This is a genomic window from Geobacillus sp. TFV-3 (assembly GCF_009901865.1).
GTDB classification, from domain to species: Bacteria; Bacillota; Bacilli; order Bacillales; family Anoxybacillaceae; genus Geobacillus; species Geobacillus thermoleovorans_A.
The window spans coordinates 2,509,619-2,531,582 of the sequence record NZ_MPSP01000001.1; the positions used below are offsets into that span (position 1 = coordinate 2,509,619).

Annotated in this window: 20 protein-coding genes and 2 pseudogenes; 6 read left to right on the plus strand and 16 right to left on the minus strand. The window is 51.6% G+C overall.

What is annotated here, in order from left to right; translation table 11 throughout:
* Window positions 1-90: 90 nt before the first annotated feature.
* The 3 genes and pseudogenes from BJQ97_RS12620 to BJQ97_RS12630 form a co-directional block, all read right to left on the minus strand.
* Window positions 91-1,359 (minus strand): ABC transporter substrate-binding protein, encoded by a 1,269-nt coding sequence (locus BJQ97_RS12620; RefSeq protein WP_044731947.1) that lies wholly within the window; start codon window positions 1,357-1,359, stop codon window positions 91-93.
* A gap of 61 nt (window positions 1,360-1,420) precedes the next feature.
* Window positions 1,421-3,516, minus strand: a pseudogene (locus BJQ97_RS12625) (amylo-alpha-1,6-glucosidase).
* 197 nt (window positions 3,517-3,713) lie between these two features.
* Window positions 3,714-4,727 carry a LacI family DNA-binding transcriptional regulator gene (locus BJQ97_RS12630; RefSeq protein ID WP_160156846.1) on the minus strand — a complete coding sequence of 338 codons (1,014 nt, stop codon included), beginning with the start codon at window positions 4,725-4,727 and terminating at the stop codon, window positions 3,714-3,716.
* A gap of 179 nt (window positions 4,728-4,906) precedes the next feature.
* Here BJQ97_RS12630 and BJQ97_RS12635 point away from each other — a divergent pair, with 179 nt between their 5' ends.
* Window positions 4,907-5,107, plus strand: coding sequence for an alpha/beta-type small acid-soluble spore protein (locus BJQ97_RS12635; RefSeq protein ID WP_160156847.1), 201 nt, complete (start codon window positions 4,907-4,909; stop codon window positions 5,105-5,107).
* A 12-nt stretch (window positions 5,108-5,119) separates the two neighbouring features.
* Here the strand turns inward: BJQ97_RS12635 and BJQ97_RS12640 are convergent, their stop codons facing one another.
* The 3 genes from BJQ97_RS12640 to bcaP all read right to left on the minus strand — a co-directional run bounded on the left by BJQ97_RS12640 (window position 5,120) and on the right by bcaP (window position 8,636).
* Window positions 5,120-6,187 (minus strand): anti-sigma factor domain-containing protein, encoded by a 1,068-nt coding sequence (locus tag BJQ97_RS12640; RefSeq protein WP_160156848.1) that lies wholly within the window; start codon window positions 6,185-6,187, stop codon window positions 5,120-5,122.
* Entirely contained in the window at window positions 6,184-6,933 is a 750-nt protein-coding gene (sigI, locus tag BJQ97_RS12645) for an RNA polymerase sigma factor SigI (protein ID WP_407066444.1), read from the minus strand. Before sigI ends, BJQ97_RS12640 begins: the two co-directional genes overlap by 4 nt.
* Before the next feature lie 287 nt (window positions 6,934-7,220).
* Window positions 7,221-8,636, minus strand: coding sequence for a branched-chain amino acid transporter BcaP (gene bcaP, locus BJQ97_RS12650; RefSeq protein ID WP_160156850.1), 1,416 nt, complete (start codon window positions 8,634-8,636; stop codon window positions 7,221-7,223).
* A gap of 322 nt (window positions 8,637-8,958) precedes the next feature.
* Between bcaP and BJQ97_RS12655 the strand changes: the two genes are divergently transcribed.
* On the plus strand, window positions 8,959-9,300 hold the full coding sequence (locus BJQ97_RS12655) for a DUF485 domain-containing protein (protein WP_160156851.1): 342 nt from the start codon (window positions 8,959-8,961) through the stop codon (window positions 9,298-9,300).
* Window positions 9,300-10,835: a solute symporter family protein gene (locus BJQ97_RS12660; protein ID WP_160156852.1), complete on the plus strand. Its 1,536-nt coding sequence runs from the start codon at window positions 9,300-9,302 to the stop codon at window positions 10,833-10,835. Before BJQ97_RS12655 ends, BJQ97_RS12660 begins: the two co-directional genes overlap by 1 nt.
* A 143-nt stretch (window positions 10,836-10,978) precedes the next feature.
* Here the strand turns inward: BJQ97_RS12660 and menC are convergent, their stop codons facing one another.
* From menC to murB, 9 genes and pseudogenes are all read right to left on the minus strand, one after another.
* Window positions 10,979-12,106: an o-succinylbenzoate synthase gene (menC, locus tag BJQ97_RS12665; protein WP_160157616.1), complete on the minus strand. Its 1,128-nt coding sequence runs from the start codon at window positions 12,104-12,106 to the stop codon at window positions 10,979-10,981.
* Window positions 12,103-12,942 (minus strand): GNAT family N-acetyltransferase, encoded by an 840-nt coding sequence (locus BJQ97_RS12670; protein ID WP_160156853.1) that lies wholly within the window; start codon window positions 12,940-12,942, stop codon window positions 12,103-12,105. Before BJQ97_RS12670 ends, menC begins: the two co-directional genes overlap by 4 nt.
* Window positions 12,917-14,086, minus strand: a complete 1,170-nt coding sequence (locus BJQ97_RS12675; RefSeq protein WP_160156854.1) for a M20 peptidase aminoacylase family protein — start codon at window positions 14,084-14,086, stop codon at window positions 12,917-12,919. The genes BJQ97_RS12670 and BJQ97_RS12675 overlap by 26 nt, the downstream gene beginning before the upstream one ends.
* 115 nt (window positions 14,087-14,201) lie before the next feature.
* Window positions 14,202-14,627 carry a threonine/serine exporter family protein gene (locus BJQ97_RS12680; RefSeq protein ID WP_160156855.1) on the minus strand — a complete coding sequence of 142 codons (426 nt, stop codon included), beginning with the start codon at window positions 14,625-14,627 and terminating at the stop codon, window positions 14,202-14,204.
* Between the two features lie 12 nt (window positions 14,628-14,639).
* On the minus strand, window positions 14,640-15,383 hold the full coding sequence (locus BJQ97_RS12685) for a threonine/serine exporter family protein (protein ID WP_160156856.1): 744 nt from the start codon (window positions 15,381-15,383) through the stop codon (window positions 14,640-14,642).
* A gap of 172 nt (window positions 15,384-15,555) precedes the next feature.
* Window positions 15,556-16,185, minus strand: coding sequence for a VC0807 family protein (locus BJQ97_RS12690; protein WP_160156857.1), 630 nt, complete (start codon window positions 16,183-16,185; stop codon window positions 15,556-15,558).
* Window positions 16,186-16,229: 44 nt separating this feature from the next.
* Window positions 16,230-16,643 carry a diacylglycerol/lipid kinase family protein gene (locus BJQ97_RS12695; protein WP_236567262.1) on the minus strand — a complete coding sequence of 138 codons (414 nt, stop codon included), beginning with the start codon at window positions 16,641-16,643 and terminating at the stop codon, window positions 16,230-16,232.
* Between the two features lie 113 nt (window positions 16,644-16,756).
* A pseudogene (gene tnpB, locus BJQ97_RS12700) lies at window positions 16,757-17,868 on the minus strand (IS200/IS605 family element RNA-guided endonuclease TnpB).
* 270 nt (window positions 17,869-18,138) lie between these two features.
* Window positions 18,139-19,053: a UDP-N-acetylmuramate dehydrogenase gene (murB, locus tag BJQ97_RS12705; protein WP_160156858.1), complete on the minus strand. Its 915-nt coding sequence runs from the start codon at window positions 19,051-19,053 to the stop codon at window positions 18,139-18,141.
* A 222-nt stretch (window positions 19,054-19,275) separates the two neighbouring features.
* On the opposite strand from murB, the gene BJQ97_RS12710 reads away from it, so the two are divergent.
* Both BJQ97_RS12710 and BJQ97_RS12715 read left to right on the plus strand, forming a co-directional pair.
* Window positions 19,276-19,869 carry an IMEF encapsulin system ferritin-like cargo protein gene (locus BJQ97_RS12710; protein ID WP_160156859.1) on the plus strand — a complete coding sequence of 198 codons (594 nt, stop codon included), beginning with the start codon at window positions 19,276-19,278 and terminating at the stop codon, window positions 19,867-19,869.
* A 15-nt stretch (window positions 19,870-19,884) separates the two neighbouring features.
* A complete protein-coding gene (locus BJQ97_RS12715; protein WP_160156860.1) occupies window positions 19,885-20,739 on the plus strand; it encodes a family 1 encapsulin nanocompartment shell protein in 855 nt (284 codons plus the stop codon).
* A gap of 169 nt (window positions 20,740-20,908) precedes the next feature.
* Here the strand turns inward: BJQ97_RS12715 and BJQ97_RS12720 are convergent, their stop codons facing one another.
* Window positions 20,909-21,373, minus strand: coding sequence for a hypothetical protein (locus BJQ97_RS12720; RefSeq protein WP_160156861.1), 465 nt, complete (start codon window positions 21,371-21,373; stop codon window positions 20,909-20,911).
* A 136-nt stretch (window positions 21,374-21,509) separates the two neighbouring features.
* Here BJQ97_RS12720 and BJQ97_RS12725 point away from each other — a divergent pair, with 136 nt between their 5' ends.
* A complete protein-coding gene (locus tag BJQ97_RS12725; RefSeq protein ID WP_160156862.1) occupies window positions 21,510-21,860 on the plus strand; it encodes a 2Fe-2S iron-sulfur cluster-binding protein in 351 nt (116 codons plus the stop codon).
* Window positions 21,861-21,964 lie beyond the last annotated feature (104 nt).

A 21,964-nucleotide genomic window follows, 5' to 3' on the forward strand; every position in this document is an offset into this window, starting at 1 on the left:
CTTTCTAACGCGGCCATAAAGCCGCTGTTAGAAAGAAAGGAACAGCTCCCCGGCGGGAGCTTTTTGCCCCTGCCGGAGGCCTATTTTCATCTACTTGCTTTCGATTTCACGGTTTGCTGTTTTTTCTGCCTCTTTTAACGCATCAGCAAGTGGTCGTTCCCCTAGAAAAGCGCTGACAAATTGGTTATTAAAGTTGTTGACAATAATCGGCAAGTTCGTTCCGTTTTGCCATACAGTTGCATACGATGCTCCGGCGACTAATGGCGCCCGCAACGGATCTTTGTCAAATCCCAATTCAGCAGCGACCGATTTCCGCGTTGGCAAAGCATACCCTTTGCTCGTCCATGTTTTCATGCCTTCTTTGCCAGTCAAATACGAGATGAGCTCCCAAGCCGCTTCTTTCTTTTTCGAGTCCTTGTTCATGACATAAGCCACTGTGTACGCCATCGTCGCCTTTTTGCCATTGATCATTGGAACTTCCGCTGTACCGAATTCTAAATTCGGGAACGTGTCTTGTAAAAATGGAATCGCCCAGTTCCCTTCAATCACCATAGCAGCTTTGCCCTGACCGAACATCTCGCCGCCCCATGTGGCTCCAACTTCATTAGGTTGGGCTGCCGACTTATCTTTTAAGTGCATATCAACGATCGGCTGGAGCGCCTCGACGACTTTCGGATCAGCGAAACTCGCTTTATTATCTGTCACAACTTTGCCGCCTTTGGATTCAGCAATGTAGTATAAGCGCGCCAGTTCGGGTGCAACGCCAAATCCGTATACTTGTTTCCCTTTTGTCAGCTTCTTCGCCGCTTCCCGCAGTTCATCCCAAGTTTTTGGGACTTCAACGCCTGCTTCTTCGAACATCTTTTTATTGTAAAACAGTGCCAGCGTCGAATAGTCTTTCGGGAACCCGTAAATTTTCCCGTCTTTCCCTTTAAACGCATCAAGCATCGGCTTTTCAAAATCGTTAATGTCAAAATCGTCCGTTACATATTTGTCAAGCGGCTCAAGCGCCCCTGTTTCAATCAGAGCTGGGGCTTCAAATGCATCAAGGTAAAACACATCCGGCCCTTGCCCACCCGCTAAACGGGTTTTGATGACATCCATATACTGGTCGGCAATGACTTCATACTTGACCTTAATATTAGGGTGTTTTTTCTCAAAATCGTCAAGCGTTTGCCGCAGCAACTTTTGCTCGCTCGGATTGCCGCCCCAGCCAGCTAACGTGACTTCTACTTTCTCGCCTTGCTTACTCCCTCCGTTTGCCTTCTCGCTTTTCTCACCACCGCCGCAACCGGCCAAAAGGCTGCCAAACAGCATCGTTGTAATGCCTAGCGCTGCCATCCACTTTGTTTTGCCCATGTAAACAACCTCCCCTAAAAATTGGTTTATATACACAGGGAAAGGAATGCTTCCCCTGCTTTTAACGAAGGACAATATCCCAACCCGTCGTATTCTCATCGATTTGGACATGGAAGTTATCCTGCTCACGGGTAATCGTCAATGACAACCGCCCGCCGCCGATTAGGATGTTTTCCACACGCAACATATTCATCGAATCAAGCAATGTCGGCGACAAATAAATATTCTTTTCCAACGCATTAGGAAACAATCCTAATAACGCCTGAACAAACACAAGCGGCGTGCCGGCCGCCCACGCCTGCGGGGAACAAGCGACAGGATAGCGAACCGGTTTTCCCTCTGACCGGCTGTAGCCGCAAAACAACTCCGGCAAGCGATCATACTCAAAATGCATCGATGCTTCCATGAGTCCTTCAATGACCGTCTTTGCCTCGCGCCTCCGTCCCAGTTTGCTTAAGCCAAGCAAAATGAGGCTGTTGTCATGCGGCCAAATGCTTCCATTATGATAGCTCATCGGGTTATATCCCGCTTCTCCTTCGCCCATCGTCCGGATGCCGTAACCCGAAAACATTTTTTCCGAAAGAAGGGTGTCAATGACGGCATCCGCCCGCCTTCCTTCAAGCATTCCTGAAAACAGCACATGACCTGGGTTCGATGTAATTGTTCTGACAGGGGCTTTGTTTTCATCTAACGCAAGAGCATAAAATTTCCGATCTTCCATCCAAAACTGTTCTTCAAAGCGCTTTTTCAAAGCTTCCGCCTGCGTTCGAAGCGCTTCTGCTTTTTCCATTTCCTGAAGCTGTTCGAAAATGTCCGCAAGCCCCATTTTGGCGTGATAAACGTAGCCTTGGACTTCAACAAGGGCGATCGGCGCGCGGGCATACTCGCCGTTTTCGTGCACAATCGAATCGCCTGAATCTTTCCATCCCTGATTGGCAATCCCCTTGCTCGACTCCTGGAAATACTCGACAAATAAATCCCCGTCGCGGTCGCCATACCGGTCAATCCAATTGAGCGCCGCATCAATGTTTAGTCGAAGCTGCCGGACGAGATCGAAGTCGCCGGTCCATTTGACATACTCCACCAACAGAACTAAAAAGAGCGGCGTCGCATCGATCGTTCCGTAATAAGGGGTAAACGGAATTTGATTCGTATTGGCCAACTCACCGAATCGAATTTCATGCATGATTTTTCCAGGCTGTTCATCGCGCCACGGGTCGACTTTCGTTCCCTGATAGCGGGCCATTGTCAACAACGTGCCTTTGGCTATTTCATGGTTGAACGGGAGTAGCTGCAAGGCCGCAATCAAACTGTCCCGGCCGAAGGGAACGCCAAACCACGGAAGTCCGGCCACCGGAAATGGCCCACAGCCAAGATCCGTAAGCAACACCCGCAAATCCCCGATGCCCCGGCGGACTAAACGCTCAAACTGTTGTTCGTCCGTGATGACGTTCGCTGTTTCCCTTTCCCAGCGTTGATATGATTCTTGCAATAATTGAAGCGCCTGTTCAGGCGGAATGACCTCCACTCTGCCTGTTTTGCCGATGATCGGTTCGACCATCAACGTAACCGTCTGCTCTTCCCCGGGTCGAGTGCAAAATCAAAAACAATTTCTCCATGCTCCTTAACGGTTTTCTCCTCTCGATCCCAGCTGACCTTCGTTGCCCGTTCCACTCCGTCGGCTCCCTCGTAATGGAACGTGAGCGAACGTTTTCCAATGGTCTGGCCTGTCCGCTTTCCCACCTCTCCTGTCTGAAAGCCGCGAACGATAAACATATCGGCAAAATCAGCATCCATATGCACGCTGATTTCCAATTGCACCGGCTTAGGATGATAATTTTTCAGCTTAATGGTTTCATAGAGCACACCCGCATAAATAAATCGTTTGCGCTCAATTTCGACGGATTCGCGCCACAAAATCAGCTCTCCGTCCCGTTCAATATGAGGATTTGTCAATAAAATGGTAGCGACATAATTTTGAGCCGCATCAGACGCCAGCAGCACGGGTTCTTCCCCATTGATGCGCAAACTCCATTTGCTCAAAAAACGGGTGTCTTTTGTATACAGCCCTAATCCGTACGGATGATGTTCGGGGATATTCCCATCTTGATCCGTCAATAAAAACACATCGTTTTCTTTAATCACTCGATAATCCATGTTGCTTCCCCCTGATTCTAGGTTGTCATCATCGGCTGAACAGCGCGATGCCTTTCCCGTGTCAATTATGCTTTGCAAGCGAATTCCAAAACGTTTTCATTCATGATTCAAAAAAAACGGTCTTCATGACACCATAACAATCCGAAACGTTTTGGAATATAGCTAAAACTGGATCGGGCGGTGAAAAAAGGCCTCCATCAATCTTTTTTCACCGTCGACCCCCGTATTTTCAGTTCTGTTTCCAGAATCTTGACATGGGACTGAGCGTTGCCTTCCAGCATATCAATCAACAGTTTGGCGGCCTCATATCCCATGGCAAATTTGTCTTGGGCGATGGTGGAGAGCGCAGGCGATGAATAGGACGCTAAAATAATGTCATCGTAGCCAATCACGGCCACATCGTCCGGAACCCGCTTTCCAAGCTGTTTTACTGCCTTGATGACACCTAGCGCCATTAAATCGCTTGCACAAAAGAAAGCCGTAATTTCTGGATATTGCTGAAGCAGCCTCAAGGCCTCCCGCGCCGCGATTTCTTCGCGGAACGCTCCATTGGCAATCCAATATTCGCGTACGGGCAAACCTGCTTCAATCAACGCCTCCTTGAATCCTTTCACCCGCTGTTCGCTCACAAATGCGTATTCATATCCATTGATCATCGCGATCCGTTTATGCCCGAGCTCAATTAAATGACGCACCGCTTTTTTCGCACCCAGCACATTGTCCGTTGTCACATAGCCAACGGTTTTGGACTCGATGGGAATATCAATCAGGACACATGGAATTTCGCTTTCAACGACCTCATGCAAATACGGGTCATCCGTACGAATCCCCTGCAAAATCACCCCATCGACGCGCCGCTCCCGACAAAGCTGTGTATACGTTTTTTCTCTTTGCTTGGTCGATGTCGTGCTGAACAGCACCATATCATAATCGACTTCACTGACATACTCATTGACACCGGCCAGCACCTCAAAGGTAAAATTATCTTTGGCGCTTTCCCTTGTTAATCCAGAAACGAGCAGCCCGATCGTCTTCGATTTATTCATGACAAGCCCGCGCGCCAGTGTATTGGGACTGTAGTTCAACTGCTTCGCGATATCCATGATTTTTTGCCTCGTTTTTTCATTCACATCGGAATAGCCGTTCAGCGCGCGTGAAACCGTCGTAATGGAAACTCCCGCTGCCTTGGCAATATCTTTAATGGTTGTCACTTCCATTCCTCCAAAACGTTTTCGGTCATCTGCTCGTTTTCATTATAAACAATAACCGAAAACGTTTGCAATCTTTTTTTAATGAAAAATTCCCCCTGTAATTCCCAACCATATCTCTTTGTTAGATCGTCCATACTAATCATACCGCATCCAAAAAATCATCAAGGAGGAATTTCAATATGGCTCGTTCAAGCAACAAACTGCTTGTTCCAGGCATCGAACAAGCGTTGGAACAAATCAAATACGAAATCGCCCAAGAGTTTGGCGTACAGCTCGAGGCAAACACCGTTTCGCGCGCCAACGGTTCCGTCGGCGGAGAAATGACGAAACGGCTCATTGCTCAAGCACAAAGCGAGCTGGCAGGCCGAAAAACGGAATAAAGCCGAGCGGAATCACTCGGCTTTTTTCGTTTTCGCATCCATCGCTTTCAAACGGCGGCGGACGTCGGCTTGGCGGCGATGCCCCTCCTTGCTGCTGCCGTCCCCATTCCCCTTTTTCTTTTCATAATGAGCGCCTAGCCGCAACGGGCGGACATTCCTATGGTTTTTCCATTTCGCATAACTTTCTTTTTCAGAAGAAAGGCTTCCTTTGGTCGGATGAGAATGTTTCTGCTTGCGCAGCGGCTGTTTTTCGTTTTTTGATGGCTTCGGGTTTGACTCGTTATCGTTCTGTTTCTTTGACGGCTGTTGTGTCGGTTGTTCTTTGGCCGCTGGCGTTTTGTTTTCTTTTTCTCCACCTTTATCCTTATCTTTCCAACTTTCTCCTTTCCGGCCGTTTTCATCTGCCGAGCGGATGGATGCTGGCGCAGCCGGTTTCACCTTTTTCTCGATTTGCAATAGTTTTCCGGTTGTCATCCCCCGTTTGACAGCTTGGTTGCGCACTGCCATCGTACTATTGGCCGTGGTAATGACAATCCGGTCATCCGCCACTGACCGCTGGATTTCCGCGAGCGCTGCAGACAGCTTCCGCGCCGAAGAGGCGTCGCGCTCCCTCTCCACCGTCGTAATCAGCACTTCCCCGCCTTTCTTTAAATACCCCTTTTGTTCGCTTAACGCAATGATTTGTTTCGCTACCGAAGAAAACGGTTGACGTTTCCAGGAAGGAAGCGCCGCCAACACCTTCTTTCCTTCCTCATTGTAAGCCTTCAGCGTCAACACACGCAGCTCCGCGTCGACGCCCGCTTCCATACTTGGGTTGATGTCGATCGACATGTATGCGTACACCGCATTGGAAGGCCATTGAATCCAAGTCGCCAGAAGCACCGCGGCCGCCGTCAGAATGCTTATGAGCGCATATCGAAACGAACGGCGGCGAAACGGAAAAGGACGGCCAACCGCATTCGCTTTGACCTCTTCTCCAATCTCGCATTCTTTTTCTTTTTTCAATCGAAGAAATTCCCCTTCCGGCGTCAATACAGTGACGAATTCTTCATCCAGCTCCAGCACAATTCCCTTTTTCACGATGAAAGCACCCCTTTTATATAGTCCTTTAAGTAAAGGTAATCGCCTGCCAAAATGACCGCGACCGCAATAATGTATTTTCTATTTCTCTCAATCGTCTTGCGGCTGACCGACGCCATCGTTTCCAGCTGTTTGATTGGCAGCTGCTTTTTTCGAAACAACAGGGCGAGCCATTCATCATTCGCAACAAGCAGTTCAGCCACACGAATAGCGTTGAGGCGGGCGTCTTTATGTTTTGGCGATTGCTCGACTAAATCGTGAAAATGAATGCCGAATTGTTTCAACACTTGCTGGTAATGGAGAATTTCTTCCCGACGCTGTTCCTGTTCAATTTGCCTATAAAACTCCTCAACCGATAATTTCGCATCTACATACGTTTGCGCCGCCTGCTCGCCGTCTTCTCCATCTTCGACATGCCATATGAACTCTCGCGTTCTCACCTCTTTTCGAATGTAATCGATGAGGCGCCGCTTAATGAGCAGCTCCGCAAACGACAGAAAGGAGCCTCCTTTGTGCAACGCATATTTTTCAATCGCTTCGTTAAAAGCGATCAACCCGATGCTCGCCTCATCATCTTCCTCGTGGATAAACCTCTTGCATACACTTGAGACTGTTTTGACGATAAACGGCTTATATTGCCGGATGAGCTCATTGCGCAACGCTTCATTTCCCCGCTGAATTTCCACAACTGTCCGTTCAAGCGTTCTCTCTCTTCTTTTCAATAACGTCCCAAACACCCTTTTCACCCCGCTTATACAAGCCGGACTGACGCTCGCTCTTTATACTATTCGCACATCGCAAACTAAATATGGCCGTCGTTCAAAAGGAATTTTCTTTAATGTGCAAGTGAACACTGGCCCCCAAAAGCGCCCAACGCCGTCGCGCCGAGCACACGCCTTCCATCGGCAAAAAATCGGGTGTTTTTCCTATCTAAATGAAAAAGGATGAAACGAGGTGGTTGCCGAAAAGTTTGACGAAATGAAAAAAGGGCTGTTCCCCCATTGGGACAGCCCCTTTTTCATTGTTTGGACGCTCATCCAGCCTTTTCTTCCGTCCGTGCCATTTCATTCAGCTCACTATGCTTGCGGCCGTAGATAAAGTAAATAACTAAACCGATCAACAACCACGAGACAAAACCGATCCATGTCGTCGCCGGAAGCTGAAGAACGAGGTAGCCGCAGAATAAGACAGCCAAAATCGGAACGACCGGGACAAACGGAACGCGGAATGCCCGCTTTAAGTCCGGTTGTGTTTTACGCAACACCAACACACCGATCGAGACAGTGATAAAGGCAAAGAGCGTGCCGATGTTCGTCAGTTCCGCCAATTTGTTGAGCGGGATGATGCCGGCAAATACCGCTACAGCTGCTCCAGTCAGCCACGTATTGACATACGGCACTTGACGCGTCGGGCTGATGCGAGCAAACACTTTCGGCAGCAAACCGTCGCGGCTGATGGCGTAGAAGAGACGCGTCTGTCCATACATCATCACAAGGAGCACGGTCGTAATGCCGGCGATCGCTCCGAGCGAAATAAAGCCCGCCACCCAGTCTTGGTGGATATAGTTTAATGCAAACGCCACTGGGTTTTTCACGTTGAGCTGCTCGTACGGAACGATGCCTGTCAATACGAGCGAAACCGCAATATACAACAATGTGCACACAAGCAACGAAACGATGATGCCAATCGGCATATCGCGCTGCGGATTGCGCACTTCTTCCGCCGCCGTCGACACCGCATCAAAGCCGATGTAGGCGAAAAACACCGTCGCCGCGCCGGTCGCTACGCCAGAGAAGCCAAACGGCATAAACGGCGTCCAGTTCTCCGGTTTGACGTACCAAACGCCGACCGCCAAAAAGAGCAGCACGACCGCCACTTTAATAGCAACGATCACCGCGTTAAAACGCGCCGATTTTTTCGCACCTAAATTCAACAAAAACGTAATGAACAGAACGATGATAATCGCTGGCAAATCGATGAACGTTCCTTTTGCCGGATCATACGCGCTCGTGAGCGCCTTTGGCAGCTCGATGCCAAAACCGGCAAGCAACCCTTGGAAATAGCCGGACCAACCGACGGCGACCGCCGACGAAGCAACCCCGTATTCCAAAATCAAATCCCATCCCAAAATCCAAGCGATGAGCTCACCAAACGTGGCATAGCTGTAAGTGTAAGCGCTCCCCGACACTGGAACGGTTGAGGCAAACTCTGCGTAACAAAGCGCCGCGAACACACACGCCAATCCGGATAAGATGAACGAAAGAACAAGAGCTGGACCGGCATGTTCCGCCGCCGCCACCCCTGTCAGGACGAAAATGCCTGTCCCGATAATGGCGCCGATGCCGAGCATCGTCAAATCAAATGCGCCTAACTCTTTTCGCAGCGAGGCTCCTTTCACCCCCGATTCTTTCATGAGCAACTGAATCGGTTTTTTACGAAACAAATTCATAGATGTCTCCCCTTGTCGTTTTTTGTAGAAAAATGTTGAATTTTATCGACGAATACAGTTGCTATTCTACATGATCCTTGTTTTTTTGTAAAGTGTGAAAATAAGAAAAACAGAAAAAAATTTTTCCCATTTTATGCGACAAAGCAAAAAAATATTTTTTAAAAATAATAAAAATATTAATTTACAAATTTTTCAGATAAATGTATAATAACTATGTGACAAATTTGTGACAGGAAAGGAGGAAGATTGCTCCTGTTGCATTACAGGCTCTGTCGCCCTATTTTCATGAAAACGCTTTAAAAACGAATAAGGAGGATTCACGATGGCAGTGAAAAAGGAATCATGGGCCGATCAGAGGGGCATCAACTATGAAGCCATCGCCCAATCCGCTTCGTTTCGCGAACTCATTCAGGCGAAGAAGCGGTTTATCATCCCGGCCACCATCTTTTTCTTCGTCTTTTACTTCGCCCTTCCGGTGTTGACGTCGTATTCGAAAGCGCTCAACACGCCGGCGATTGGGCCGGTCAGCTGGGCTTGGCTGTTTGCCTTTGCGCAATTTGTCATGACATGGGCCTTATGCATCCTTTATTCGAAACGCGCAGCACAATTTGACGACATCGTCAAACAAGTGAAGCAAGAAGCAAAGGAAGGAGGAAACGCGTAATGCACGGGCTCGCCTTTTTCCTCTTTCTCATCATCGTTGCCTTGACGCTCATCATTACGTACTACGCCTCCAAGCGTACGAAAACAACGAGCGAATTTTACACCGCTGACAGCAGCCTGACCGGCTGGCAAAACGGGCTCGCCATCGCCGGCGACTATATGTCCGCCGCCTCTTTTCTCGGCATTGCCGGCATGATCGCGCTGACGGGATTTGACGGTTTTTTCTACAGCATCGGCTTCCTTGTCGCTTATCTTGTCGTCTTGTACATCGTTGCCGAACCGCTTCGCAACCTCGGAAAATACACGATGGCCGATATGATCGCCGCCCGTTTTGATGATAAGAAAGTGCGCGGCGTCGCAGCGTTAAATACGATCGCCATCTCGATCTTCTATATGATCGCCCAGCTTGTCGGCGCCGGCGGCCTCATCAAGCTTCTATTGGGCTTAGACTACGTTTATTCCGTCTTGATCGTCGGCATTTTGATGACGGTGTACGTCGTCTTCGGCGGCATGACGGCCACCAGCTGGGTGCAAATCGTCAAAGCGGTTTTGTTGATGGTCGGTACGTTTATCATTTCCTTAATGGTCTTTGCTAAATTCGATTTCAGCATCGCCAAAATGTTCCATGAAGTCAAAACCGCGACACCGCTTGGCGAAGCGTTTTTAAACCCGGGCAACAAGTTTAAAGACCCGCTTGACACGATTTCATTAAACTTGGCGCTCGTGTTGGGGACGGCCGGACTGCCGCACATTTTAATCCGCTTCTTTACGGTCAAAGACGCGCCGACTGCGCGCAAATCGGTCGTGTATGCAACATGGATCATTGGGCTTTTCTACGTCATGACGATCTTTTTAGGATTTGGCGCCGCCGCGTTCGTCGGCTACGACAAAATCGTCGCCGCCAACCCGGCCGGCAATATGGCTGCCCCGCTGTTGGCGGAAGCGCTTGGCGGAGATTTCTTGTTCGCTTTCGTCTCTGCCGTAGCGTTCGCGACCATTTTGGCCGTTGTCGCTGGACTGGTGTTGTCAGCCGCCTCGGCGTTTGCCCATGACTTTTACAGCCATATTTTGCGGCGCGGCCAAGCGACGGAGAAAGAACAAATGCTTGCCGCCCGCTGGGCGTCTGTCGGCGTTTCCGTACTATCGATTTTGTTAGCGCTGTTCGCGCAAAAAATGAACGTTGCCTTCCTCGTGTCGCTCGCATTTGCCGTCGCGGCGAGCGCCAACTTGCCAACGATCGTCTTTACGATTTTCTGGCGCCGCTTTAACACGACCGGAGCGATTACAGGAATGCTCGTCGGGCTCATCAGCGCTTTAGTGCTCGTCTTCTTCAGCCCGAACGTCTGGTCGCCGCAGCCGGGTGCTGCCATTTTCGTCGGCGAACCGCTCTTTAAGCTCGCCAACCCGGGCATTATCTCGATTCCGCTCGGCTTCATCGGCGCCATTGTCGGCACGCTCGTCTCGTCGAAAAAAGCGGATGAGAAAAAATATACCGAAATTGTCGTCAAAGCGAATACTGGGATCGGGCGGGTGTAACACAACCGGGAAGCCGGCGTGAAAGCCGGCTTCTTTTTTGTTGCCGCCACTCTGCTGTACCGGTGAGGAACTAAAAGCGATCTCCACAGTCGCCCGCCCGGCCGGCAAAATAAAAAAGACGCCCTGTGCACAACTAACATGTTTTATGCCGTCGGCGGGCGGTGGAACACTTTAACAAACTGCGTATACCGCTCGACTTGGCGGCGGTCGACTTCATAGCCGATGCCCGGAGCATCCGGCACGCGGATGAGGCCGCGATGCACTTCAACTTCTGGGACGATGATATCCCGCTCCCAATAACGGGACGAAGCGGCGGTGTCGCCGGGAAGCGCGAAGTTTTCCAACGTCGTGATCGCGATATTGTGGGCGCGTCCGACCCCTGCTTCCAACATCCCGCCGCACCAGACCGGAACGCTGCGCTCAGCGCAAAGATCGTGGATGCGCTTTGCCTCGCAAAGCCCGCCGACGCGCCCGATTTTGATGTTAATGATGCGGCAGCTGCCAAGGTCAAGCGCCTTGCGCGCATCGTCATATGAGCGAATGCTTTCATCAAGGCAAATCGGCGTCTCAAGGAGCGGCTGCAACCGGGCGTGATCGACAAGATCGTCAGCCGCAAGCGGCTGCTCGATCATCATTAGGCCAAATTCATCAAGCGCTTTCAGACGCTCTCGATCCGCGAGCGTATATGCTGAGTTCGCATCCGCCATGAGCGGCACGTCGGGAAACGCGCGCCGCACCTCGCGAATGATATCGACATCCCATCCCGGTTTGATCTTCACTTTGATCCGCCGGTACCCTTTGTCCACATACCGTTCAATCACCTGAAGCAGATCGTCGACCGTCGGCTGGATGCCGATGCTGACGCCAACTTCAATGTCCTTTTTCGCGCCCCCGAGCGCTTGATAAAGCGGAACCCCGAGCCGCTTCGCATACAAATCCCACACCGCCCCTTCAAGCGCCGCCTTGGCCATGTTGTTTTGCCGAATAGCAGAAAAGCGTTTGGACAGTTCGTTCGGATGATGGATCGGCTCAGCCAACGCAAGCGGCACAAGAAAATCCTCCAGCATATGCCAGTTCGTTTTCACCGTTTCCTCGCTGTACCACGGGGCGGAAAACGCGACCGATTCGCCCCAGCCGGAAACGCCGTCGCGGTCGACCGCCTCGACTAAAATAAACTCTTTCGTTTGAAACGTGCCGAAGCTCGTTGTAAAGGGCGATTTCAACTCCATTTGCAAATGGCGCAATATGACGCATTCGATGTTGATCGTCATTCCTTTTCCCCTTTCTGCGGCAGCCATTCGTTTCTCCTCACCCATATGTAGTGCATCGCCGGCTCCCCGGAACGGCGCACGGCGCCAGCGGCAATCCAGCCTTCCGCAAGCAGCCGCTGAAACAGAGCGCGCGTCGCCAGCCGCCACTCAAGCGCCAGCGCGAGATCCCGCTCTTTCAGCTGCGGAAAGTCAAGCGGAACAGCAGCCAACAACAACGGCGCCGCTGTTTCACCGATGTCTCTAGGCACCGGCCGCAACAGGCCGTCAGCCCTTTGATCTGCCTCGAGCACCGTCAGACTTCTGTCCTTGAGAAGATCAGTTTTAGCTAAGTTCCGCTCCCCGGTCGGACGCTCATCAAGCCGCCATTCGACAATGAAGCGGTCGGACGGCAATTGAGCGTTCAATGCATCATTCATTTCGCCGTAGCAGTTTTCCACATACTCGACGCCAACGGCCCCAAGCTTCGCCAAGTTCAAATAGCCGTTGCGGCTTTGCAGCGGGTCATACGTCCAGCGGATGATTCGGTAACCGCGCCGCCGCGCTTCTTCCGCCTGTTTCATTTTCAAGCGATAGCCGAGGCCGCGATCACGAAACGATTCGGCAATCCCCATCATATGGGAACAAAGATACACTTCCCCGTTTCGAAACCCAGGAAAGCTGTAGACAAAGCCGACAAGATTCCCGTCCGCATACGCCCCGATGATCATGCCTCCGTTTTTGGCCACCGTCAGCGTCTGGTGAAGCGGAACCGGCGCCGTCCCCCAAATCTCCTCCTCAAGCCTGGCCATCTCTGTCAACTGTTCGATCGTCTCAAGGATTTGCAGCGACAGAGGCACACTCGCTCTCTCCCTGCGGCGCAAATGTCGCAAACGTGTTCATCACAACCCGCGCCAAAATTTCCACTCCGGAAAGCAAATCGTCGCGCCGGAACGTCATGTTCGGGTGATGGAGCCCGGGACGCAAGTCGCAGCCCAGTCCGAGCATCGTTGTTTTCAGCTCCGGTTTTTTAAAGGAATAAAAATGGAAATCCTCTCCTCCCGACGTCACGACTGGCGGAACGCATTTTTCCGCCCCCAAAGCAGCGATGATCGCCTCTTCCATCAGCCGCTCAGCATCCGGGTCAGGGTGGGCGGCGACGATGCGCGTCCGCTCAACAAGCTCAATATCTGCTCCGTAAATCGCAGCGACCCCGTTGATCACATGGCGCAGCCCCTCAACAAGCCGCTCCATCGCCTCGTTCGTTTGCGCTCGCAAATCAAGGGCAAACTCCGCGTAGTCCGGGATCGTGTTCGCATCTTTTTCACCGGCGTGAAACTTCGTCATTTTAATCGACGCCGGCACTTGCGGATCGATATGAATTTTCCCGAGTTCTTGCACGATGGCGCTGCCGACTTCAATGACGTTAACGCCTAAATGCGGCCGCGCGGCATGCGCCGCCACACCGCGAATCCGTCCTTCGATGCATTGCGCCGCCCCATGGATGATCGCCGGCGCCGCATATCCGCCTTTTATTTCTTGAATCGGCCGCAAATGAACGCCGTATAAAAACGACACGCCGTCAACCGCCCCTTTTTCGATCAGCTTCAGCGCCCCTGTTCCTTTCTCCTCGGCCGGCTGGAACAAAAACCTCACCGTCCCCGGCGGCTTGTAACCGATGCGGCGAAGCAGCTTCGCCACCCCAAGGACGATCGTCATGTGGGCGTCATGCCCGCACGCATGGTTCGGCTGCCAAACGCCGTTCACCTCTTGCCAAAGGGCGTCCATATCGCTGCGCACCCCGACTGTAAACGGCCCGGCGCCGATTTCCGCCACCACACCCGGGCAATCGGCAAACGTCCGCACCCGATATCCTTCGCGCTCCAACTCTCGGCAAAGAAATTCGGTCGTTTGCCACTCTTCCCAACTAATTTCCGGATGACGATGAAGATGGTCAAAAATGCTCCATAATTCTGCTTTCATCTGCTGAACAATTTCTTTCATCCCGCTCTCCCCCGCTGGTTGAAGTCGATAGAAAAAACATGGTTATATTCATTATAATATTCAAACAAATAAATACAACGATAGGCAAACGATTGGAAAAAACAGATACGTACAATTAAGGGCGGCGCTTGGCCAGCTGGTTGATGACCTCAGAAAAAATGAGTCCCATCGCAATCGCCCCAGAAATCATGAACGCTTTTGCCGCTAGTGAAATCGCCGCATTGTAATCGTTCATGACAACATGGCGCATCGCCTCAAACGCTGTTCCGCCCGGCACAAGGGGAATAATGCCAGAGACGATAAAAATCGTCGCCGGCGTTCGATAGCGGCGGGCGAACCCGTTGCTTAAAAAAGCGACGAAAAACGCCGCTACAAACGTGGCGGCGACACCGTCTATCCCCGACCGGGCGGCGGCCATATACATCGCCCAGCCGCTCATGCCGACAAATCCGCTATGCGGCAGCAATCGTTTCGGAATATTGAAAATGACGCCAAACAGCGATGACGCCACAAAGCTAAGCAACAATTGCACCATCATCATCCATGCTCCCTGTCATCGAATCGATAAAATAAACGCAATGCCGGTGCCGATCGCAAACGCGGTTAAAAACGCCTCTGCACCGCGCGACAAACCGGCGATCAAATGGCCGGCCATTAAATCGCGCACCGCATTGGTAATCGCCAGCCCCGGCACGAGCGGCATCACCGATCCAATCATCATGTTTCCTACATCTCCGACCAATCCGGCCCTTTCCATCAACAGCACGATCCCACCAGCGACAAAAGCGGCAAAAAATTCAGCGAAGAACCGGATTTTCACGAGCCGATGCATCATTTCAAAACACCAAAACGCCATTCCACCGGAAAGAAGGGAAGGGAGAAAATGATTCATGCCGCCTAACAACGAGGCAAAACAAGCGCTCGCCACCGCTGCGGCAGCAGTTTGCTGCCAAAGCGGATAACTGAGCGGCTGCTGCTGAACGCGTTCCAATTCTTTGCGCGCTCCGTCGAGCGACAGTTCGCCGTTGCTGATGCGGCGGGAAATGTGGTTGACAAGCGCCACCTTGGATAAATCGATCGAACGCTCGGAAATGCGAATAAACCGTGTTACATTCGTTCCCTCAACGGAAAACATGATGCCCGTTGGTGTCACATAGCTATGAGAGCAGGAAACACCAAGCGCAGCGGCGATGCGCCCCATCGTATCTTCCACCCGGTACGTCTCCCCACCGCTTTCAAGCATCAATTTTCCCGCCAACAAACAAACTTCCACAATCTCATCGATCCGCTCCTTCATCACCGGTTCACTCCTTTCTATTGCCGCTGGCATGGCGAAACGGAAGAACGAACCCTTGCCACGATGGCAAAAACAAACTCCTACCAAACCAGTTGGCAGGAGTCTTGCTCGAACACCGTTTTCAGTAATCTTACCCCCATTATACCAAACAAGCCGCCCGTTGCCAAACGCCTCAACCGCTCGCTTGATCGGGGCCGCTTTGCTTATAGAGAATATTTGTGATGCGAGCAAACCCCAAAATACAAAGGAGCGTGATCGCCCAACCAATCACTTCGCGAATCACAATCGCACGGTCAAACGCCTCGACGCCATAGCGAACAATCAAGTGCGCCTTGACCGCCGCCAACAATCCATCGCGCAGGGCAAAGCCAACGGTGATCCACTGAAAAAGCGGAAAAACATCGCGTTCAAAAAACCGCTTTTTCATTACCGAGCGCGGCGCTCCCTGCATTTCCACAAAATCAAGCGAAAAATAAAGCATCAACGGCCGCTTTACCGCAACAGTCGCTAGAAAACAGACAGCCAAAACGATCGAGTACCATACATCGTTCCATAACATTTGCAACGCGGAGCCAGCCAACACGTTCAATAGCGTACTAACCGCCAGATTGACAATCAAAAACGTGCCAAACAACTGCACTTTGCGAACGGACCAAAAACGATAAACCGTATAAACCGCCCCCGGAATGGTACAGATGAGCATCGCCCCGTACTCTCCGACCGGGCCGCGCAGCGCATGCCATAGAACAATCGGAAATACAACATATAGCACGACATCAAGCACGACGATCCGCTTTTCCATTCCCTCTTCCTCCTGGCCTCTTTCCCTTTTCACATACGCCCCAATCATTCGCCGGATTCCGCTCCAATGACTCGCATCCCCTTAGCCTCAATCCAAGCCGACACTTCCCCTTCTCCTGCATCCTCGCCATCCGCGTGGATCGGAACAGGGGCAGCCGGGCGGATGCGCACGTTCCGCCCAGTGAACAAGCAAACTTCTTTCATTCGTACATGCCCGCCCCAAAATACAGTTAAAAACAGCGCAAGAATTTTCCAACGAGGCATCGGCCCGACGACCGTCACATGAAGCAAGCCGTCATCGGCCCGAGCGGACGGCGCGATGCGCATTCCCCCACCGTAGTATGGGTGATTCGAAACCGTTGCCATCCAAGCCTTCAAAAACGAATAATTCTGTCCATCGACACAAATATCAAAGTCAACCGGTTGATAGAGAAACAAATCTCTTACTAAATAAAACACTTGAACGCTCTCCCACCTACGCTTGCGCTTCGAGGTGGGAGATTCTTGGGAACCCTCGCCCTACGACAGGCTGTTCACCAAGCCATCCCCGTGCGTCCCACGGTTGGGCTGCCTTACAAAGACAGCAAACGAAGCCCTTCCTGCAAAATATTTCGGGCGGCGTTCTCGTCCCGATCATGTTCGGCTCCGCAGTTCGGGCACACCCATTCGCGGATGCCGAGCGATTTCACCTCAACATGCCGGCGCCCGCAGCACGAGCACAATTGGCTCGATGGAAACGTGCGGCCGACACGAACCAACGTCCGCCCGTACCATTTCGCTTTATACTCGAGCATCCGAAGCAAGCGCCCCCACGCGGAATCCGAAATGCGTTTGGCCAACTTGCGATTCTTCTGCATGTTCTGCACACGCAAGTCCTCCACGCACACCACTTGGTTTTCGCGGATGAGGCGGGTGGACAGTTTGTGCAGGAAATCGTTCCGACAGTTGGCGATTTTCTCATGAAGCTTGGCGACTTTCAACCGGGCTTTGCGTCAGTTCGAACCGCCCGGCTTCCGGCGAGCCATCACCCGCTGCCAGTACGCCAGCTTTTCTTCATATCGGCGCCAATACTGAGGGTGTTCGATCTTCTCGCCCGTGGAAAGCACCACCATATGTTTCAACCCCAAATCGACGCCCACTTGCTTGTCCGTTGGAGGCAATGGAGGAATCTCCGTTTCCACGAGAATGGAGACAAAATACTTCCCTGTTCGGTTTCGGCGAATGGTGGCGGAGAGAATGCGGCCTTCCACCTCACGGCTTTTGGAAAACGCCACCCATCCGAGCTTCGGGAGTTTCAACCGATGGCCGTCCACTTCGATCGATGGGCGCCCTTTCTTTGGGTAGTTGCACTGGGCGGTGTACGACTGGTTCGGGTGTTTTTTGCTTTTGAAGCGGGGAGCGTTCGCCGTTCCATCGAAGAATCGGTCCAACGCCTCGGCCAACTGCTGCAATGCATTTTGCAAGGCGGTCGAATCGGGCGCTTTCAGCCACGGGAGCGTTTGCTTCAACGCAGTCAACCGCTTGGAGCACTCGTTATCGCTAAGCCCCCCCCTGTTGTTTCATACGCCTGATTCCATTCGGACAAAAAGTGATTGTACACAAACCGGCAGCACCCGATCGTTTGGTGAATGAGCTCCGCTTGTGTTCGGGTGGGATACAACCGAAAGCAGTAGGCTTTGTGCATGACCTTCCCTCCCCCCCTTACAGAACATTTGTTCTACCCTCTATTTTACATCTTTTGTTCGTTGAAGGCAAGAGAGAGTGATGGCGAATGCCGATTCATCCCCCACTTCCGCTCACACGTAGAAGTGGGGTTCTTCTCGGTTTGGAATGATAAAAGTTCATCGTCTTCCTCCATTCATTCCTCTCTCCTTACCAATTGGCTGTTTTTTTCATTTTTCCTTTCATGAAAATAAGAAAAATCCGAACCCGCCGACCGGATTCGGATCCTCCGTCATTCCTCGCCAATAATTTTGACTTCCAATTCGAGATCGACCCCGAATTTTTCCTTCACTGTTTTGCGCACCATTTCGATCGTCGCGATGTAATCGGCAGCTGTCGCATTATTTTTGTTAATAATGAATCCTGCATGCTTCGTCGACACTTCCGCGCCGCCAAACCCTTTCCCTTGCAGGCCGCTGTCTTGAATGAGCTTGCCGGCAAAATAGCCCGGCGGACGCTTGAACACGCTGCCAACCGATGGATATTCAAGCGGCTGTTTCGATTCGCGCTGAAATGTTAAATCATCCATCTTCGCCTTGATTTGCGCATAATCGCCCGGCTGGAGCGCAAAGACGACTTCGAGCACAATATCATGCGTCCGGCTGATAATGCTTGTTCGATAGCCAAGCTCCAGCTCCTCGTTCTTTAACGTTTTCAACTCGCCGGCGAGCGTCGCCACTTTGACATGATCAAGCACATCTTTCACTTCACCGCCGTATGCCCCGGCGTTCATCATGATCGCCCCGCCGACCGACCCTGGGATGCCGCAGGCAAACTCCAAACCGGTAAGGCTTTGTTCCAGCGCAAACCGCGACACCGCTTTAATGTCCGCCCCGCTTTGTGCGATCACGTTGTTTCCTTCGCGCCAAATGCGGTTCAAATGCTTCAGCTGCATGACAATGCCGCGCAGCCCGCCATCGCGGATGATGACGTTCGAACCGTTTCCAAGAAGCGTAAACGGCAGGTGGTGCTCTTCTTTCAGCCGCAACACTTCAATGACCTGCTCGTACGTTTCCGGCCAGACGAGAAAATCGGCCTTGCCGCCGATCCGCACCAATGTATGGTTTTTCATCGGCTCATCACGAAGGACGTTTCTTTCTCCACAAATTTCCACAAGCCTTTGATAAATCTGTTCCGCACGTTCCATCGTTCTGTCACCTTCTTTATTCTTCCATGCCGCTTGGCGGCATTCATCCATACCGTTTCCATTATCGCTGGAATCGCGCCGCATATCAAGTGGGCAATGTTCCTGATTCTGTTTTATTCTGGACTAGGAGAAAAGGTGACGTTCGAAGGAAGGCGAGATGTTTATGTCTCTTTCAATATGGAAAAGATGATAACAATCAATCATAGTGTAGGAGGGAGTCTATTGCACGACACGTTAGCAGAAGTCAGCGCCATCCTCAACCGGTCGAAAGAAGCGCTCGGCCAGTTTCAATCGATTTTAGAACCGACGATTGAACAGGCCGCTGACGACCATGCACGGCTGTATTGGCATCATATTTACGAAGAAGAGGAACACCGGTTTGACCGTTTGACCGCCTTGCTTCCAAAGTTGGAGGAGGCGTTGGCGGACGAAGCATTCTTATCGCGGGAAAACGGCGACTTTTTGCGCCTGTTGCAAGACATCAGCCTTGAAAAATTCGGCTTGCACAACTTTTTGGAGCATCTCGATTTGTCCCTCTTCCACTATAAAGGGACGGAACATGAACCAGCCATTACGGCACTGCGCGACATGACCGCTGCGGACTACCAACAGATGAAAGCCGCCCTCGAAACGCTCAATCGCGCGCTGGACGCACCGCTTTCCTTCGCGGCCGCGGTGCCGACAGACGAAAAAGAGAACCAAAAAGATCACCTAAAACTACCTCAGTATGCCGCCATGCCCACCGTGTCGTCATCCGTCAGCCCATCGTCCGAAGCGCGGCGGCAACTGACGGTTGGCAGCTTAAAAAACATATAAGAAAGGAGAGGAAACATGGATAAAACGAAGCTGTACTCAGAAGCCCCTCTCACAAGCAGCCAATGGCGCGAGCTTGACGAATTGGTCATTGAAACGGCGCGCCGCCAGCTCGTCGGCCGCCGATTTATCGATTTGTACGGTCCGCTCGGCGAAGGCGTCCAGTCGGTCGCCAACGATATTTATATGAACCCGGAACAGGGGGACATGAGCTTCCACGGCAAAAAGCTGAGCCTTTCTGAGCCGACGCGGCGCGTACATGTAACGATTCCACTTTTATATAAGGATTTTATTTTATACTGGCGCGATATCGAACAGGCGAAACAGCTCGGCAGCCCGATCGACTTTTCCGCCGCCGCCAACGCCGCTCAGCAATGCGCGCTGCTCGAGGACGATTTGATTTTCAATGGTTCAACTGAATTTGATGTGCCAGGCATTATGAACGTCAAAGGAAAAATCGCCCACATTCGCAGCGATTGGATGAAATCGGGCAACGCCTTCACTGACGTCGTCGAAGCGCGCAACAAGCTGCTTCAGCTCGGCCATACCGGCCCATACGCGCTCGTCTTGTCGCCGGAATTGTATGCGTTGATCCACCGCGTCCATGAAGGAACGCACGTGCTTGAAATTGAGCATATTCGCGAGCTGATGACCGCTGGCATTTACCAAACTCCGGTCATTAAAGGCAAACGCGGCGTCGTCATTGACACCGGCCGACAAAACATCGACCTCGCTGTCGCGGCCGACATGCAAACTGCGTTTTTAGACACAGAAAATATGAACTACCTATTCCGCGTCTATGAGTCCGTCGTACCGCGCATCAAACGTCCAAGCGCCATCTGCACGCTCGAGGATCCGAACGAGTCAGTATGAGCGGCGCCTGATCTGGAGAAGCGGCACGCGGGCTTCCCTTGCCATCAAACAGCAAAAACGGCATAAGGCCAGCGATCCGCGCCATGAAAACGAGGCACAGCAAGTTCCCTTTAACGAAAACGCACCCGGACGATAGGGGAAATCGCCGGGCGGTTTGTTGATTTTCCCATTAAGCGGTGCGGGCCGTTTGTCCTTGAACGTTGGAGACGAGCAGCGACAATTCGGGGCTAAGCGCCTCAACGCCGATGTCATCGATAATCATTTTCGCTTCCTGCCAAAAATGAACGGTATAGCTGCCTTCATAAATCTCAAAGAGGCGTTTTAAATAGCGCCGCTTATTGTGGATGGCTTCCCGTTTATAAGCGGCGTTGTTCAGCTCACGAATTTTTTTATGTTCAGGCGCAGAGATGACGCTGATGTCATGAACGTTGACGATGAGCCGTTCCCCTTGTTCGGTCACAAAACCGACCGAATAGTATTGGGCGCCTAGTTGATCAATATGAACGATGCAGACGTTTCGATATTCTTCGCCGGAACGGAGGCGGAGAAGCGCCGCTTCCACCGCGCCGCCGACTTTTCGCTCGTTGGCCAAAATCGCTTTCATATCGCGCAGTCCGTTCATCGGAATGCCCATGGTGTCTCCCCCTTGACCTTTACTGAGATGACGTTTTCGCACTTCTTTTTACATATATGATACCAATGATTCACCCTTATGTAAATGATATTCATTTTCAAATCAAGGATGTAATTTAAAGGGGATGTAGTTAAAAATGGTAAAATCGTTCACAGTCGGCTCATTGAAGCCCGCCTCCCGGTCAACGGAGCGCCTCGCTTCCGCCACAGCTAAGCCTGATGGATCGCCCGTTGTGCGGCCGTCTGCCATTCAAATCAAACAAAACGGAAAAACATTCACTGTACAGCGCAATCCCGGCGTTTCGCTTCTTGACGCCGCTCTAGGACAAGGTGTTCTGCTCGATCACAAATGCAAAAAAGGAACGTGTGGCCGTTGCATGATCACCGTTCTGGCCGGCGCTCACCTTCTTGCTCCGAAAACGCGGCGCGAGCGCGAAAAAACGGATCAACCAGCGAAACGGCTTGCCTGCCAAGCACAAATCCAATAAGCCGATCGCTATTTTAGCACGATCGGCTTATTTTTCCCATGCAACCGCTCCCACCTACTTTCTCTCATTGCCTGACGCTTTACGCCATGGTATGATGATGAGAA

What these genes read in the sequence shown, in the direction of transcription:
- bcaP (WP_160156850.1), bottom strand. Translation starts at nt 8,636, where the DNA reads ATGAATTTGTTTCGTAAAAAACCGATTCAGTTGCTCATGAAAGAATCG.
- murB (WP_160156858.1), bottom strand. Translation starts at nt 19,053, where the DNA reads ATGGAACGTGCGGAACAGATTTATCAAAGGCTTGTGGAAATTTGTGGA.
- BJQ97_RS12620 (WP_044731947.1), bottom strand. Translation starts at nt 1,359, where the DNA reads ATGGGCAAAACAAAGTGGATGGCAGCGCTAGGCATTACAACGATGCTG.
- BJQ97_RS12680 (WP_160156855.1), bottom strand. Translation starts at nt 14,627, where the DNA reads ATGATGATGGTGCAATTGTTGCTTAGCTTTGTGGCGTCATCGCTGTTT.
- BJQ97_RS12725 (WP_160156862.1), top strand. Translation starts at nt 21,510, where the DNA reads ATGGTAAAATCGTTCACAGTCGGCTCATTGAAGCCCGCCTCCCGGTCA.
- BJQ97_RS12685 (WP_160156856.1), bottom strand. Translation starts at nt 15,383, where the DNA reads ATGAAGGAGCGGATCGATGAGATTGTGGAAGTTTGTTTGTTGGCGGGA.
- BJQ97_RS12690 (WP_160156857.1), bottom strand. Translation starts at nt 16,185, where the DNA reads ATGGAAAAGCGGATCGTCGTGCTTGATGTCGTGCTATATGTTGTATTT.
- BJQ97_RS12720 (WP_160156861.1), bottom strand. Translation starts at nt 21,373, where the DNA reads ATGGGCATTCCGATGAACGGACTGCGCGATATGAAAGCGATTTTGGCC.
- BJQ97_RS12655 (WP_160156851.1), top strand. Translation starts at nt 8,959, where the DNA reads ATGGCAGTGAAAAAGGAATCATGGGCCGATCAGAGGGGCATCAACTAT.
- BJQ97_RS12675 (WP_160156854.1), bottom strand. Translation starts at nt 14,086, where the DNA reads ATGAAAGAAATTGTTCAGCAGATGAAAGCAGAATTATGGAGCATTTTT.
- BJQ97_RS12660 (WP_160156852.1), top strand. Translation starts at nt 9,300, where the DNA reads ATGCACGGGCTCGCCTTTTTCCTCTTTCTCATCATCGTTGCCTTGACG.
- BJQ97_RS12635 (WP_160156847.1), top strand. Translation starts at nt 4,907, where the DNA reads ATGGCTCGTTCAAGCAACAAACTGCTTGTTCCAGGCATCGAACAAGCG.
- menC (WP_160157616.1), bottom strand. Translation starts at nt 12,106, where the DNA reads ATGACGATCAACATCGAATGCGTCATATTGCGCCATTTGCAAATGGAG.
- BJQ97_RS12715 (WP_160156860.1), top strand. Translation starts at nt 19,885, where the DNA reads ATGGATAAAACGAAGCTGTACTCAGAAGCCCCTCTCACAAGCAGCCAA.